The following is a 13687-nucleotide window of genomic DNA, read 5'->3' as shown; positions in this document are numbered from 1 at the left end:
CTGGCCCGCCACAGCCGCGAGGACCTGGACACCGTCGCCGCCGAACTCAACAGCCGCCCACGCAAAACGCTCGGCTGGGAAACCCCAGCCGAGCGTCTCGCTAAGCTCCTGACAACAGCCAGTTGATCACTCGTGTTGCAACGACCCCCGGAATTCGCCGAAGGTGGGGGCGCCCTGCTGCCCGTGCCCTGCCGCTACTTGGCCGCCTTCGCCAGTCCCAGCGCGTACTCGGGCCACCACTGGCCGGCCTTCGGGCCGCCCTTGCACTCGCCGTCGGACTCGCCGGGGCGCTTGATCCAGAGGTAGGCGTCGACGAGGTCGTCGCCGGTCTTGGTGGTGGGCACCTCGCCGAGGGCGCGGCCGGGCGGGTTGCACCAGCGTTCGGCCGGGTCGCCGCCGGTGAAGGGGCCGTTGCCGTTGCGGCTGGTGTCGACGACGAAGGGCTTGTTCCCCACCTTCGCGGACAGCTCCTTGCCGTAGGCGACGGACTCCCCGGTGGAGTAGAAGTTGGAGACGTTGACCGAGAAGCCGTCGGCCTCGGCGACGCCCGCCCAGGTCAGCGGCTCGAAGATCTGCTCGGGCTTGCCCCAGCCGGCGTTGCCCGCGTCCAGGTAGACCTTGGTGGCGGGCAGCGCCTTGAGGGTCTGGATCGCGCCCTTGAGGAGGTCGTACCGCTCCTCGTGGAACTGCTCGGGCGTGCAGCCGTCGACCAGGTGGAGGACGGCGTCCGGCTCCAGGATGACGGTGGCCGGGCGGTCGCCGATGCCCTTGGCGACGGAGTCGACGAAGGCGCGGTAGGCGTTGCCGTCGGCGGCGCCGCCGCCCGAGTAGTTGCCGCAGTCGCGGTGCGGGATGTTGTAGAGGACCAGCAGCGCCTCGCGGTCGGCCGCCTTGGCCGCCTCGGTGAAGCCGCGCGCCTCCTCCTCGGGCTGGTCGGTGCCCAGCCAGTCGGCCACCGGCTGCTCCGCGATCCGGCGGACCAGCCCGGCCTCGTCCTTCTTGCCCTCGTCCTCGAACTCGGCGACCTGGCGGGCCGCGTTGCCGTCCGGGTTGACCCAGTACGGGTCCTCGCCCTTGGGCTGCTGGCTCACGCTGGGCTTGGCCTCGCTCCCGTCGTCGGACGAACCGGAACAGCCGGAGAGGAGCAGGGCCGCCCCCACGGCCACCGCTCCCATCCCCCGGCGCCGGAAACCTCGGCCGTGGCCGGTGTCTTTGCCGTACATCCACTCCCCCTCGGGTGCACCGTCGTGCGGCAATCCTGACATAGCCGGGCGGTCCGCTCCGGGCGGCGAACGGTTCGTGGTGCGGGTGCGACACCCGGGCGGAGGGGGTTCAGGGCGCCATCGCCATGGAGGGCAGCAGCGCCTCGCCGCTTCCGGCACGGCGGAGACCCGCCGGGGGCGGAACGGCCGCCTCCGTGAGGGGTCCGGCGCCGGCCGTCTCGGCGCGGGCGGCCCGCGCGGTCCGGTCCTCGGCCGCGTTCTCCGCCTCGGCGCCGTCCGGGGTCGCCGTGCCGGTCAGGTAGGCCGAGACGACGACGTTGGCGGTGTAGGTGTTGCGGGCCTTGTCGAAGGTGCCGCCGCAGGTGATCAGCCGCAGCTCCGCGCGCCCCTTCTCCCGGGGGGCGTACGCCTTCTGCGCGTCGAACCCCTCGCGCTCCAGCACCTGGACGTCCTCGACGGTGAACTCGGCGACCGTGCCGTCCTCCCGCGCCACCCGGACGCGGGCGCCGGGCTCGGTGGCGCTGAGGGTGTAGAAGACGGCGGGCCGGGTGCGGGTGTCGACGTGGCCGACGAGCAGGGCCGCGCCCTCCTCACCGGGCTGGGGACCGGAGTCGTACCAGCCGACCGTGTCCGGGGTGTCGAAGGAGGGCGGGTCGACGGCGCCCGCGTCGTCGAGGCCGCGCGAGACGACCTCGGCCGAGGAGACGCCGATGGACGGGACGTCGACCCGGACCGGCCGGGCCCCCGGCAGCGGCTCGCGGGCGGGCGGCAGATCGGCGCCGCCCGCGCCGCCCACCGCCGCCGGCCGCCCGCTCCCCGCGCCCGGCAGCGGGGAGCCGTCGGAGACCTCGCGCCCCCAGATCCACAGGCCGAGCAGGAGCACGGCCCACGCCGCGCCGGTGATCAGCCTGCTGTGCGCGCGCTTGCCTTCGGCCATGGTCAGTCCGTACGCCTGCCGCGGCGCACCCGGTGGCTCGCGAAGGCGAGGACCGCGGCGGAGACCAGGGCGCCGCCGATGACCGCCTGCGAGGTGCCGGGACCGTCGCTGCCCGCCTCGGCCGCGACCTCGGCGGTGCCGCCGCCGCCCGCGCTCACCGGGGCGTGCGGGCGCTGCTTGTGGTGGACGACGGTGACCGTGCCGCGGGCGTGCCGGTTCTCCTTGTCCTTGCAGTCGACCTTTATCTCGTACTGGCGGGGTTCGGCGTCGGACCGGATGCGGGCCTCCGCGTACAGCTCGCCCCGGTCGGCCGAAGGGCCGAACCAGGCGTCCCCCGCGAACGCCTCCGAGAAGCCGACCGCCTCCTTGCCCCGGCAGACGTCGACCCGCAGGGTGACCTCGCCGCCGGGCGAGACGGTGGACGGGGAGACGGTGACCCGGCCCGGCCGGTGGTGGTTGCCGTAGTTCTCCTCGTCACCGGCGACCGCGGTGGAGGCGGCGGCGAGGGGGGTCAGGGTCAGTGCGGCGGCCAGAGCGGCGGCACGCACGGTGATGCCATGGATGCGCATGGTGAACCTCCTGTCCCCGGCAGGTTCACCCGGGCACGGGGGCCGCGCCACTCGGATGCGCGGGGAAGGGCGGCGCGTCGGGCGAGGGTTGCGCTTTCCGGGTGAACGCCCGGCGTCACGCTCCCCGGCGGCGTGGGCCGGACCCGCTGGGTAGGCTGTTGATCCCATGAGTACCGCGTAGGCAGGAGCCCGCACCCATGACAGAGCGTCAGCCGATTCAATCCTGGCTCACGGACATGGACGGCGTCCTCATGCACGAGGGGGTGCCGATCCCGGGCGCCGACGCCTTCATCACCAAGCTCCGCGACTCCGGCAAGCCCTTCCTGGTGCTCACCAACAACTCGATCTACACCGCGCGTGACCTGCACGCCCGGCTGAAGCGGATCGGGCTGGAGGTGCCGGTGGAGAACATCTGGACCTCCGCGCTGGCCACCGCCAAGTTCGTGGGCAGCCAGCACCCCGACGGCACCGCGTACGTCATCGGCGAGGCCGGGCTGACCACCGCCCTGCACGAGGCCGGCTACATCCTCACCGACAGCGACCCGGACTTCGTCATCCTGGGCGAGACGCGGACGTACTCCTTCGAGGCGCTGACCAAGGCGATCCGGCTGATCAAGGGCGGCGCCCGGTTCATCGCGACCAACCCGGACAACACCGGCCCCTCCACCGAGGGCGTCCTCCCGGCGACGGGGTCGGTGGCGGCGCTGATCACCAAGGCGACGGGCAAGGAGCCGTACTTCGTCGGCAAGCCCAACCCGCTGATGATGCGGACCGGCCTCAACACCATCGGCGCCCACTCCGAGTCGAGCGCGATGATCGGCGACCGGATGGACACCGACGTCCTCGCCGGCCTGGAGGCCGGGATGACCACGTACCTGGTGCTGACCGGCCTGACCTCCGTCTCGGAGCTGGACCGCTTCCCGTACCGGGCCACCGAGGTCGTCGACTCGATCGCGGACCTGGTCGACCGGATCTGACCGGACGCCGGACGCCCGCTCAGGCCCTGCGCAGGCGCCGGGCCACCTCCAGCAGCGCCGCCCCAAAGACCAGCAGGCCCGCCGCCATCAGCCCGAGCGAGGTGACACCGGCCCCGGTCTCGGCCAGCTCCGGACGCCCCTTCCCGCTCTCGTGACCGGGGTGGCGCGGGGCCTCGCCGGAGCCGGTCTCCGGGGTGCGGCCAGGCGCGTCCGTACGGCCGTCACGGCCTCCGTCGGCCTGAGCGCGCGGCGGCCTCTCCCCCGCCGGCACGTCGGCGTCCGGGTGCCCGGGCGGCCGCCCGCTCGGTACGGGGATCCCCGTGGGGAACCGGGAGGCGGACGGCGGTTCCGTCCTCGCCCACGGGTCGGGCAGGGGCCAGGGGCTGGGCGGGACCGGGACGGGGTCGGGCCTGCCGGGCGGGCGCGCGGGGGACTCGGTGGCGCCGGGCGGGTCGGCGGGCCGCTCGCCGCGCGGCGGGCGCGCGGACGGGCGGGTGCCGTCGGCCCCCCGCAGCTCGAAGGTGTACGTGTCCGAGTGGCCGGCCCAGTGGCCGTCGCGGTCGTGGTGCTGGACCAGGGCGGCCTGGACGGCGACCCGGTCGGGCCGGGCGTCGTCGCGGACGGCGAGCCGCAGCCGTACGTCCTTCCTCCCGCCGGGCCGCACGGTGAAGCCGTGGAAGCTCTGGCCGCCGTCGAGGACGCCGACGTTCTCGTTGCGCGAGGTGTGGCGCAGGCGGACCGGGAGCCAGCGCCGCCCGTCGTGGAAGTCGAGCCGCACCTGCGAGGGGACCAGGGCGCGGTCCTCGTCGAGGAGGAGGACCACCGGGTGGACGCGGTGGCAGGTGACCCGGCCGGTGTTGTGGACCCGCACCGTGAATCCGCTCGGCCCGTCGCCCGCGCGCACGGTGGCGGGCCCGTCCCGCACCTGCCCGACGAGCGGCAGGACCTCCGCGTCGGGCTGGACGCAGAGCGGCACGGGCGGGCCGGCCGGGGCGTGGGCGGCCCCGGCGGATGCGGCGGGTACGGCGGGATCTCCGGCGTGGGCGGAGGCGGCGGCGAGCGGGGAGGCGAACACCAGGACCAGGGCCAGGGGGGTGCGCGAGCGCATGGGTGTGCCTCCAGGTCGTGCCGGCGGCCGACGGCACTGGGAGGGGCCGTCGGCCGTTGGCGCGACCCTGCCACGCGGGCGGGGAAGCGGCGGGGCGCGCCACGCCTGGTTCGGCTGTTCGAGCCGGGCGGGGCGGCGGGAAATCGCCCGGTCGGCCGATAATCCGACCATTGCGGGGCGAAGCCGTCGCGGCCGTCGGGCGCGGGCGGCGGATCGTGCTTGGCTGGGGGCATGTCTGATGCCACCTCCGCGCGCCCCGCCGCCGCGCCGGTCCGGGTCGCCCTCGTCGGGTACGGCCTGGCCGGTTCCGTCTTCCACGCCCCGCTGATCGCCGCCACCGAGGGCCTGGTCCTCGACACCGTCGTCACCTCCTCGCCCGAGCGGCGCGAGGCGGCCCGCGCCGAGTTCGGCGAGGTGCGGTTCGCCGACCGGGCCGACGAACTGTGGCCGCGCGCAGACGAGCTGGACCTGGTGGTCGTCGCCTCCCCCAACAAGACCCACGTCGCCCTCGCCGAGGCGGCGCTGCGCGCGGGGCTGCCGGTCGTGGTCGACAAGCCGCTGGCCGGCACCGCCGCCGAGGCCCGCGCCCTGTCCGCCCTCGCCGAGGAACAGGGGCTGCTCCTCTCGGTCTTCCAGAACCGCCGCTGGGACAACGACTTCCGCACCCTGGCGGCCCTGGTGGAGGCGGGCACCCTCGGCGACGTCTGGCGGTTCGAGTCCCGCTTCGAGCGCTGGCGGCCGAAGCCGAAGGGCGGCTGGCGCGAGTCGGGCCGCCCGGAGGAGATCGGCGGCCTCCTCTACGACCTGGGCAGCCACGTCGTCGACCAGGCCCTGCACCTCTTCGGCCCGGTCGACCGGGTCTATGCCGAGTCGGACGTACGCCGCTCCGGCGCCGAGGCCGACGACGACACCTTCCTCGCCCTGCGCCACGTGAGCGGCGTCCGCTCCCACCTGTACGTCAGCTCCACCGCCGCCCAGCTCGGCCCGCGCTTCCGGGTCCTCGGCTCGGTCGCGGGGTACGTCAAGTACGGCCTCGACCCCCAGGAGGCGGCCCTGCGCGCGGGCGAGCGCCCCCTGCCGCGCGAGCCGTGGGGCGTCGAGGGCGAGGCGATGTGGGGCCGCGTCGGCTCGGGCGAGTCCCCGCTGACCGGCGGCGGCACCCCGGAGCCGACGCTGCCCGGCGACTACCCGGCGTACTACCGCGCGATCCACGCCGCCCTGCGCGAGGGCGGCCCGAACCCGGTCACCGCCCTGGAGGCGGCGGACGCCCTCACCGTCCTGGAGGCGGCCCGCGAGTCGGCCCGCACCGGCGCGACGGTGGACCTGGTCGGCCGGGTCTGAGCCCGGGGGCAGGCAGGGGCATGCGCGGCCGCCGTCTCTGCCCGCCCGGCGGCGCTACGCCACCGCCTCCCCCGCCCCCTCCTCCGCTGCGGCCATGACCTGCCGCTGCCGTCCGAGCCCGCCGATCTCCACCTCGACGACGTCGCCGGGGCGCAGGTACGGCTTGGGGTCGGGGTGGCCCATGGCGACGCCGGCCGGGGTGCCGGTGGAGACGATGTCGCCGGGGTAGAGCGTCATGAACCGGCTGATGTACGCGACGGCCTCGCCGACCGGGAAGATCTGGTCGGCGGTGGTGCCGTCCTGGCGGAGCACCCCGTTGACGGAGAGCCGCACGGTGAGGGCCTGCGGGTCGGGGATCTCGTCGGCGGTGACCAGCCACGGCCCCAGGGGGCTGAAGGTCTCGCAGTTCTTCCCCTTGTCCCAGGTCCCGCCGCGCTCGATCTGGTACTCCCGCTCGGAGACGTCGTGCGCGATCGTGTACCCGGCGACGTGCGCGAGCCCCTCCTCCGCCGTTTTGAGGTGGCGGGCGGTGCGGCCGATGACGACGCCGAGTTCCGCCTCCCAGTCGGTACGGGTGGAGCCCGGCGGGATCAGCACGGTGTCGTGCGGGCCGACGACGGTGTCCGGCGCCTTGAGGAAGAGGATCGGCTCCTCGGGGATCGCGGCGCCGGTCTCGCGGGCGTGGTCGTGGTAGTTGAGCCCGACGCAGACGATCTTGCCGATGCCGGCCAGCGGCGGGCCGGTGCGCAGCCCCGCCGGGTCCAGCGGCGGCAGTCCGTCGGGGTCGTCGGCGGCCCGGCGCACCTTGGCCAGCGCGGGGTCGGCGGCGAGGAGGGCGGCGTCGAGACCTGGGACGACGCCGGAGAGGTCGCGGAGGATTCCGGCCCGGTCGAGCAGGGCGGGGCGCTCGGCACCCGCCGTTCCGACACGCAGCAGCTTCATGGTCGAACTCCCGTGGTCGCTCGCGGGGCGGACGGCACGGTGGCCGCCCGCCCACGGTGGCGCCCTGAGCGAGTGGTCCGCCCGGCGGTGTGCGGCCGCCGGAGGACCGCCCGATCGTGCCGGAGGACGGGCCCGCCCCGCAAGGGTGCGTTCAACGGGTGGACCAGCGCCCCGCGCCGGGTCAGGCGGCCACGGCGACGCCCGCCGGCTCCTCGCGGTACAGCACGGTCCGCTCGACCGCCGTCCACAGGGTGCTGGTGACCACGTAGAGCGCGGCGGCGAGCGGGACAAAACCGACGGTGAAGAGCGTCATGAACGACATCAGCGGCGCGATCTTGTTCATGGCCCCCATGCCGGGCATGGCCTCCGTGTCCCCGGCGGTCAGGGCGGCACTGGCGGCGAGCTGGCGCTTGGTGCGCCGGTAGTTGTAGACGGCGACGGCCACCACCACGGCGAAGAGCGCCAGGTAGACCTGGCCGTGCGCGCCGAACAACCCGCCGTCGGCCAGCGCGTCCTTCCACCGGTCGCCGAGCGGCGCGGCGAACAGGGAGTGGCCGAGCAGGGTGTTGGGGGCGCCGCCGATCTCGGCGGAGGCGAAGAGGTGGTACATCAGGAAGAAGGCGGGCAGCTGGCACAGGCTCGGCAGGATGCCGGAGAACGGCGACACCTTCTCGGCCGCGTACAGCTCCAGCGTCGCCTTCTGCAGCCGCTCCGGATTCTTCTTGTACTTCTTGCGCAACGCCACGACCTGCGGCTGGAGCCGGGTCCTGGCCTTCTGGCCACGGGCCGCCGCACGGGAGAGCGGCAGCACCAGCAGCCGCACGAAGGCGGTGAACAGGACGATGGCGGCGGCGGTCGAGGCGGTGCCGGCGACCGGTTCGAGGACGTCACCGAGCCCGTCGACGAGGTCGGCGAAGGCGGAGAAGAACGACAAGGGAAACCCTCCCGTGGCGGCGCGCGCACAGGCTGCGCCGGGGGTTGTCAGGCCGGGAACGCGAGCCGGCGAGGCTCGCGGGCAGCGTGACGGGGGCGCACGTCCTCGCCCGGCCCGTCGGCGGAGCCGACCTGGGGGCTTCTGGGGAGAGGGGAGTTACGCGGCCGTCGGGAGGGGCACGCCGGGCGCCCGGGGCCTGCGGCGGCCGGGCCCGTCGGGATCGCGTTGCGGGAGGAAGGCGGTACGCCGGGCGCGGTCCCTGAGCGCGGTCCGCACCCGTGCCACCGGCACCCTGGGCACGGCCCGGGCGGCGACCACCGCGCAGAGCGCGAGCGCGGACCCGGCGGCGGCGGTGGCGGCCACCGCGACGGCGGCGGCGCCGAGCGCGGTCTCGGCGAGGAGGTACTGGGCGACCAGCAGGAGGAACAGCACGCCGAAGAGCCGCACATGCCGCAGCCGGCCGCTCATGGCCGACACCGTCTCCCTCATCCCCGCCTCCTTCCGTGGACCCCCGGGTTCAAGTCCCCGCCACCCTACCGGGGCGGCGGAGGTCACGGGAGGGGCGCCGGGCGTGGAATCGGGCACGCCCGCGCTCTTCGTACGGTGCGCGCCCCCGCGCACGTGGCCCCGCCCACACCCACCCCACCACCCCCTTCCCCCACCGACCCCCGGCAGTACCGTGTCCCGTATGCGCCCCGACACGCCCGCCGAGACCACGCCGCACGCCTCGCACACCGCCGAGGCCGAACGACTCGAACGCGCCGCCGCGCTGTACCCCGAGGACGCCGAACAGCTCCTGCTGCAGGCCGCCGCCCACCACGAGGTGGCGGGCGACCGCGACCGCGCCACCGCCCTCTACGACCGCCTGCTCGCCCTCCCCGCCGAGCAGCCCGTCCTCGTCCGCGCCCTGAAGGCCGCCAACCTCTGGGAGTACGGCCACGACGCCGAGGCCCGCGCCATCGTCGACGGCGTCCGCCTCGCCGCGCCCCGCTCCCCCGAGCCGTGGATCATCGTCGCCGAGGCCCTGGAGGCCCACGACGAGCTGGAGAGCGCCCACTCCGTCTTCACCGACGCCACCGAACTCCTCGTCGGCGACTCCGCCCACCCGCCCCGCGAGGTACGCCCGCTCCTCTTCGGCCGCCACCGCGTCCGCCGCCTGCTCGGCGCCGACCACGACGCCCGCGACGAGCTCGCCGACCGCCTCCATGAAGCCCCGGTCCCCCTCGACGAACTCCACGACCCGAACCGTCTCTGGTCCCTCGGCTCCGACAACCCCGCCGAACTCCGCGCCGAGATCGACCGCCTCCGCGCCGAACTGGGCACCTACCGCGCCGCCCTCTCCCGCCCCTTCCCGGTCGCCGTCCTCCACTGGCCCGAGGACGAACTGGCCCAGCTCCTCGCCGCCCACCCCGCCCTCACCACCGAGTTCCCCTCCCACGAGGCCCACCTGGCCGCCGTCGAATCCTCCCTCCGGGAACTCGCCACCTCCGGCACCCCCCACCTCGGCACCGTCTCCGCCACCCTCCCCTCCTACGAAGCCTTCGCCGCCTCAGAATCCACCACCCCGACCGACCCGTCCCTGCTCCCCCTGTACGCGACAACCCTGGCGGCGAGGGGACGGGCGAAGGCCTGGCCGCCGGCGAACGACGCGGGGTGCTGGTGCGGGAGGGGGCGGGAGTACGGGGTGTGTCATGGGGCGGGGTGACTCCCCCCTGACGACGAGCACGGGAACACCCCGATGAACGGAGCCGAACCGTCCTCGGAGGCGGTCTCCGCCCGCATGCGCCGACAGGCCCGACGCGACACCGCGTGCGAACTCGCCGTGCGCGGCCTCCTGTTCGCGTCGGGCCAGCGCTACCGCCTCCACGTCCCCGTCCCCGGCATGCGCCGCCGCACCATCGACATCGCCTTCCCGGGACAACGCGTCGCCGTCTTCCTCGACGGCTGCTTCTGGCACGGCTGCCCCGAACACGCCACCCACCCGAAGGCCAACGCCGCCTGGTGGCGCGAGAAGCTCGACAAGAACATGGCCCGCGACCGGGAGACCACGGCCCATCTCGTGGAACAGGGGTGGACGGTGCTGAGGTTCTGGGAACATGAGGCGCCGGAGGATGTGGCGGCGCGGATCGTGGAGGTGCGCGAGGAGCAGGGGTGGCCGGGTCCTCCGGCCTCACGGTGACAGCCGGAGAGAGACGAACGGACGGGGCGGGTTCGAAGTGCTGAGGTCACTGGAGCTGTGCGCGGGAGCGGGTGGCCTCTCGTTGGGCCTGGAGGCGGGTGGATTCACCCCCCTCGCCCTGGTCGACAGCAAGCCGGACGCGTGTGCCACCCTGCTGGCGAACCGACCGCACTGGCCGGTCCTGGAGACCGATCTCACCGACTTCCTGCCGAGCGACCGGCCCGACCTCTTCCCGCCGGACACCGACATCGACCTGCTCGCGGCGGGCCTCCCACGCCTGCCGTCCAGCGTCAACGGCCCCGGCAAGGACCCGGAGAACGTGCACTTCCTGCTCCAGGCGGTCGTGTGGCTGGCCCAGGCGACGCTCCCCCGTGCCCTGCTGATCGAGAACGTACCGGGACTCGTGCGGGACCCCGCGTACGCGCCGCTGCGGGCGTGGGTCGAGGATCACCTGCGCGAGGTCGGCTACGGCTACGGCTGGCGGGTGCTCGACGCCCAGGACTTCGGGGTCCCCCAGCGGCGCCCTCACGGGTTCCTCGTCGCCCTGCGCCAGGGCACTGCGCCTTCGTGGCCGTCACCTCGACCGACACCGTGCGCCGACGTGGGATCGGTACTGGCCCCCTCAATGGCCGCCGGCGGCTGGCGGGGGGCCATGGCATGGGCCGCCCGTGCCAATCGGCCCGCGCCCACGCTGGTCGGCGGCTCGGACCGTCGGGGCGGTGCGGATCTGGGACCCACCGGTTCCAAGCGCTCGTGGGAGAAGCTCGGGGTCAACGGTGGGGGCGTGGCCGACGCGGTGCCCGACGTGCACGCGGCCGTCAACCTCCTCCCCAAACTCACCGTGGCCCAAGTGGCACTGCTCCAGGGTTTCCCGCCGGAGTGGCGGATCAGCGGACGCAAGACCTCTTCCTACCGGCAGGTCGGGAATGCCTGCCCACCGCCCCTCGCCGCCGCCGTGGCAGGCTCGATCGCGCGGGACCTCGCGGGAGCCGGGCTCTCCGACCCGTCTAAAATCGCGCCATGAACTCCCGGACCGACCAGCCCTACCGCATCGTGGACCTCTTCGCCGGGTGCGGGGGGTTCAGCCAGGGCTTCCGCGAGTACTCGGAATCGGTGCGCGCCCGTGAGGGTGGCCATGCTTTCGTCCCGGTCGCGGGTGTCGAGATCGATCCCGCCGCCGCTCTGACCTACGTCACCAACTTCACCGAGTGGGCCCACTCCACCGAATCCGCCGATCACCGGTTCCATCTGGGAGACATCACCGACTGGGTCGACGTGGTCCGGGACTCGGGACTCAAGGCGGACGTGATCCTCGGCGGTCCGCCGTGCCAGGGGTTCTCCGGTCTCGGCAAGGAGGACCCCGAAGACCCGCGCAACCAGCTCTGGGAGGAGTACTTCAAGGTCGTCGAGCTGGTCCAGCCGCGGATCTTCATCATCGAGAACGTCGACCGTTTCCGCTCGTCGGAGCAGATCACGGAGCTGACGGCGGCATTCGCGCAGATCGGGTACACCCTGGAGGAGCCCGAGATCCTCAACGCCGCCGACTACGGCGCGGCCCAGGTCCGGCGCCGCACCATCGTCATCGGTGTGCGCGGGGACCAGCACATCGGGTACCCCGGTCCCACGCACACCGGACGCCGCACTGCCGGACAGCACCTGCCGATCGACCAGGCGGCTCCCCCCGCCTGGCGCACCCTGCGTGAATGCCTGCGCCCGGGGCACGCCACGATCCCGAACGCCACGCGCGGAACAGAACTGCCCATGGTGAACGACGAGGGAACGCCGACCGTGAAGATCTCCCGGAAGGTCAGGGAGACCGGTCCGCTGGACAAGGACTTCGTGGCGCGGCTGCGGGAGAGCATCCCCGGGCCGTTCCGTGGCCATGACCTGCACGTCGGTCGCACCCCGACCGAGCTGTCCCTCGCCCGCTACCGGGCGATCCTTCCCGGACAGAACCGTAAGGCGCTCACCGAGCACGACCGCGTACACGCGGACAGGGCCGGGTTCCAACGGCTCTCCACAGACAGCTGGGACCGGCACGTCAACGGCTCGGGGGACGTGATGGGCCGGCTGGAGTGGGACAAGCCGTCCGTGACCATCCGGACGGAGTTCTTCAAGCCGGAGAAGGGGCGCTATCTGCACCCTGAGGCACCACGCCCGCTGAGCCACCTGGAGGCCGCCCGCATCCAGGGCTTCCCGGACGACTTCCGTTGGTGCGGCAGCAAGACGCAGATCGCCCGGCAGATCGGCAACGCCGTCCCCGTGCCGCTGGCCAAGGCCCTCGCGGCGCATGTGCACGACGCGCTGGAGAGGGGGGCGGGCACCTCGCGGCGGCGTCCCGCTCCGCCGTCGACGACGGCTCCCGCGAAGGCTCCGCGCGAGGTCAGGCAGCTCTCGCTGGGAGAGCCCGTCAGCACGTCGTAGCAGCCCCGACCCTCACCCTCGAAACGCCGCCCGATAATTCCGCGGCGTAGTCCCCAGCGCCGCGTGAAAGTGGTGCCGCAGCGAGACATCCGTGCCGAAGCCGCACACGCCGGCGATGTGGTCGATGGTGTGGTCGGTTTCCTCCAGGTACTGGCGGGCGCGGTCGAGGCGGCGTTGGGTGAGCCAGCGTAGGGGGGTCTGGCCGGTTTCCTGGCGGAAGTGGCGGGTGTAGGTGCGGACGCTCATCGTGGCCTGGGCCGCCAGGTCGGCGAGGGTGAGCGGGTCGGCGAGGTGGTCCAGGGCCCAGGCGCGGGAGGCGGCGGTCGAGGCGGTGCCCGGTTCGGGGACGGGGCGGCGGATGTACTGGGCCTGGCCGCCCTCGCGGTGCGGGGGGACCACGGTGCGGCGGGCCACGTCGGCGGCGGTGGCGGCGCCGTGGTCGCGGCGGATGAGGTGGAGGCAGAGGTCGATGCCGGCGGCCTCGCCCGCCGAGGTGAGGACCTCGCCCTCGTCGACGTAGAGGACGTCGGCGTCGACCTCGACGCGGGGGTGGGCGCGGGCGAGGCGGTCGGCGGAGAGCCAGTGGGTGGTGGCCCGGCGGCCGTCGAGGGTGCCGTACGCGGCGAGGACGAAGGCGCCGGTGCAGACGGAGGCGAGGCGGGCGCCGGCGTCGCGGGCGGTGTCGAGGGCGGCGCGGAGGTCTGCGGGGAGGGGCTCGGTGGCGAGGCGTTCGTCCTGCTCGTGCGAGGCGGGGACGAGGACGGTACGGGCCTCGGCGAGGATCTCCGGGCCGTGCGGCGCGTACACGGGGAAGTCGGCGTCGGTGCGGACGGGGCCGGGGCGGGTCGCGCAGGTGCGGACGGTGTAGAGGGGGGTGCCGTCGGTGGCGCGGGCGCTGCCGAACAGCTGGTGGACCAGGCCGAGTTCCATCGGGAGGACGCCGTCGCGGATGAGGACGGCGACGAGGTGCGGGGCGGGCATGGGGTCAGTCCTGTCGTCGGGGCGGCCGGCGGGGGGCGGCTCAGTCGGGGCGGCCTGGCGGGGGGGGGGCGT

13 protein-coding genes and 2 pseudogenes are annotated in these 13687 nt (G+C 74.3%); 7 read left to right on the top strand and 8 right to left on the bottom strand.

All coding sequences use genetic code 11. The features are described 5' to 3' along the window. Positions 1–126: pseudogene (locus tag IF45_RS33045) on the top strand (IS30 family transposase); the annotation flags it as partial. 68 nt (positions 127–194) lie between these two features. On the opposite strand, the gene IF45_RS0130455 reads toward IF45_RS33045, so the two are convergent. The 3 genes and pseudogenes from IF45_RS0130455 to IF45_RS0130445 all read right to left on the bottom strand — a co-directional run bounded on the left by IF45_RS0130455 (position 195) and on the right by IF45_RS0130445 (position 2729). After that, positions 195–1223, bottom strand: coding sequence for a glycoside hydrolase family 6 protein (locus tag IF45_RS0130455; RefSeq protein WP_003950602.1), 1029 nt, complete (start codon positions 1221–1223; stop codon positions 195–197). Between the two features lie 286 nt (positions 1224–1509). Further along, positions 1510–2160 (bottom strand): annotated as a pseudogene (locus tag IF45_RS0130450) (class F sortase); the annotation flags it as partial. A 2-nt stretch (positions 2161–2162) separates the two neighbouring features. Next, complete coding sequence (locus IF45_RS0130445; RefSeq protein WP_010642644.1) at positions 2163–2729, bottom strand: hypothetical protein; 567 nt, start codon at positions 2727–2729, stop codon at positions 2163–2165. Between the two features lie 197 nt (positions 2730–2926). Between IF45_RS0130445 and IF45_RS0130440 the strand changes: the two genes are divergently transcribed. Then, positions 2927–3706 (top strand): HAD-IIA family hydrolase, encoded by a 780-nt coding sequence (locus IF45_RS0130440; RefSeq protein WP_003950599.1) that lies wholly within the window; start codon positions 2927–2929, stop codon positions 3704–3706. 19 nt (positions 3707–3725) lie between these two features. On the opposite strand, the gene IF45_RS0130435 is transcribed toward IF45_RS0130440, so the two are convergent. After that, on the bottom strand, positions 3726–4814 hold the full coding sequence (locus IF45_RS0130435; protein WP_015507163.1) for a hypothetical protein: 1089 nt from the start codon (positions 4812–4814) through the stop codon (positions 3726–3728). Between the two features lie 231 nt (positions 4815–5045). Between IF45_RS0130435 and IF45_RS0130430 the strand changes: the two genes are divergently transcribed. Then, a complete protein-coding gene (locus IF45_RS0130430) occupies positions 5046–6155 on the top strand; it encodes a Gfo/Idh/MocA family oxidoreductase (RefSeq protein WP_015507164.1) in 1110 nt (369 codons plus the stop codon). A 54-nt stretch (positions 6156–6209) separates the two neighbouring features. Here the strand turns inward: IF45_RS0130430 and IF45_RS0130425 are convergent, their stop codons facing one another. From IF45_RS0130425 to IF45_RS0130415, 3 genes are all read right to left on the bottom strand, one after another. Next, on the bottom strand, positions 6210–7097 hold the full coding sequence (locus IF45_RS0130425) for a fumarylacetoacetate hydrolase family protein (protein ID WP_003950595.1): 888 nt from the start codon (positions 7095–7097) through the stop codon (positions 6210–6212). Positions 7098–7278: 181 nt separating this feature from the next. Beyond that, a complete protein-coding gene (locus IF45_RS0130420) occupies positions 7279–8031 on the bottom strand; it encodes a YidC/Oxa1 family membrane protein insertase (protein ID WP_003950594.1) in 753 nt (250 codons plus the stop codon). A 156-nt stretch (positions 8032–8187) separates the two neighbouring features. Next, complete coding sequence (locus IF45_RS0130415) at positions 8188–8520, bottom strand: DUF6412 domain-containing protein (protein WP_008411819.1); 333 nt, start codon at positions 8518–8520, stop codon at positions 8188–8190. Between the two features lie 199 nt (positions 8521–8719). Between IF45_RS0130415 and IF45_RS0130410 the strand changes: the two genes are divergently transcribed. From IF45_RS0130410 to IF45_RS0130395, 4 genes are read left to right on the top strand one after another with little or no spacing between them, the layout of a single operon-like run. Next, positions 8720–9736 (top strand): SEC-C domain-containing protein, encoded by a 1017-nt coding sequence (locus IF45_RS0130410; RefSeq protein WP_030310794.1) that lies wholly within the window; start codon positions 8720–8722, stop codon positions 9734–9736. 33 nt (positions 9737–9769) lie between these two features. Further along, positions 9770–10210 carry a very short patch repair endonuclease gene (locus IF45_RS0130405; protein ID WP_030310793.1) on the top strand — a complete coding sequence of 147 codons (441 nt, stop codon included), beginning with the start codon at positions 9770–9772 and terminating at the stop codon, positions 10208–10210. Positions 10211–10247: 37 nt separating this feature from the next. Further along, complete coding sequence (locus IF45_RS0130400) at positions 10248–11234, top strand: DNA cytosine methyltransferase (RefSeq protein WP_277992512.1); 987 nt, start codon at positions 10248–10250, stop codon at positions 11232–11234. Beyond that, positions 11231–12634, top strand: a complete 1404-nt coding sequence (locus IF45_RS0130395) for a DNA cytosine methyltransferase (protein WP_030310791.1) — start codon at positions 11231–11233, stop codon at positions 12632–12634. Before IF45_RS0130400 ends, IF45_RS0130395 begins: the two co-directional genes overlap by 4 nt. A gap of 12 nt (positions 12635–12646) precedes the next feature. Here IF45_RS0130395 and IF45_RS0130390 read toward each other — a convergent pair whose 3' ends face one another. Then, entirely contained in the window at positions 12647–13615 is a 969-nt protein-coding gene (locus IF45_RS0130390) for a GlxA family transcriptional regulator (RefSeq protein ID WP_030310790.1), read from the bottom strand. Positions 13616–13687: the final 72 nt, after the last annotated feature.

The sequence above is a fragment of the Streptomyces albidoflavus genome (genome assembly GCF_000719955.1).
Taxonomy (GTDB): Bacteria; Actinomycetota; Actinomycetes; order Streptomycetales; family Streptomycetaceae; genus Streptomyces; species Streptomyces albidoflavus.
Note: the sequence above shows the minus strand (reverse complement) of the source record. Positions and strands in the feature narration are given on the sequence as shown.

Bases quoted from the DNA above. Each gene is read 5' to 3' on its own strand.
- IF45_RS0130455 (WP_003950602.1), bottom strand. From the start codon at position 1,223: ATGTACGGCAAAGACACCGGCCACGGCCGAGGTTTCCGGCGCCGGGGG.
- IF45_RS0130445 (WP_010642644.1), bottom strand. From the start codon at position 2,729: ATGCGCATCCATGGCATCACCGTGCGTGCCGCCGCTCTGGCCGCCGCA.
- IF45_RS0130440 (WP_003950599.1), top strand. From the start codon at position 2,927: ATGACAGAGCGTCAGCCGATTCAATCCTGGCTCACGGACATGGACGGC.
- IF45_RS0130435 (WP_015507163.1), bottom strand. From the start codon at position 4,814: ATGCGCTCGCGCACCCCCCTGGCCCTGGTCCTGGTGTTCGCCTCCCCG.
- IF45_RS0130430 (WP_015507164.1), top strand. From the start codon at position 5,046: ATGTCTGATGCCACCTCCGCGCGCCCCGCCGCCGCGCCGGTCCGGGTC.
- IF45_RS0130425 (WP_003950595.1), bottom strand. From the start codon at position 7,097: ATGAAGCTGCTGCGTGTCGGAACGGCGGGTGCCGAGCGCCCCGCCCTG.
- IF45_RS0130415 (WP_008411819.1), bottom strand. From the start codon at position 8,520: ATGAGGGAGACGGTGTCGGCCATGAGCGGCCGGCTGCGGCATGTGCGG.
- IF45_RS0130410 (WP_030310794.1), top strand. From the start codon at position 8,720: ATGCGCCCCGACACGCCCGCCGAGACCACGCCGCACGCCTCGCACACC.
- IF45_RS0130405 (WP_030310793.1), top strand. From the start codon at position 9,770: ATGAACGGAGCCGAACCGTCCTCGGAGGCGGTCTCCGCCCGCATGCGC.
- IF45_RS0130395 (WP_030310791.1), top strand. From the start codon at position 11,231: ATGAACTCCCGGACCGACCAGCCCTACCGCATCGTGGACCTCTTCGCC.
- IF45_RS0130390 (WP_030310790.1), bottom strand. From the start codon at position 13,615: ATGCCCGCCCCGCACCTCGTCGCCGTCCTCATCCGCGACGGCGTCCTC.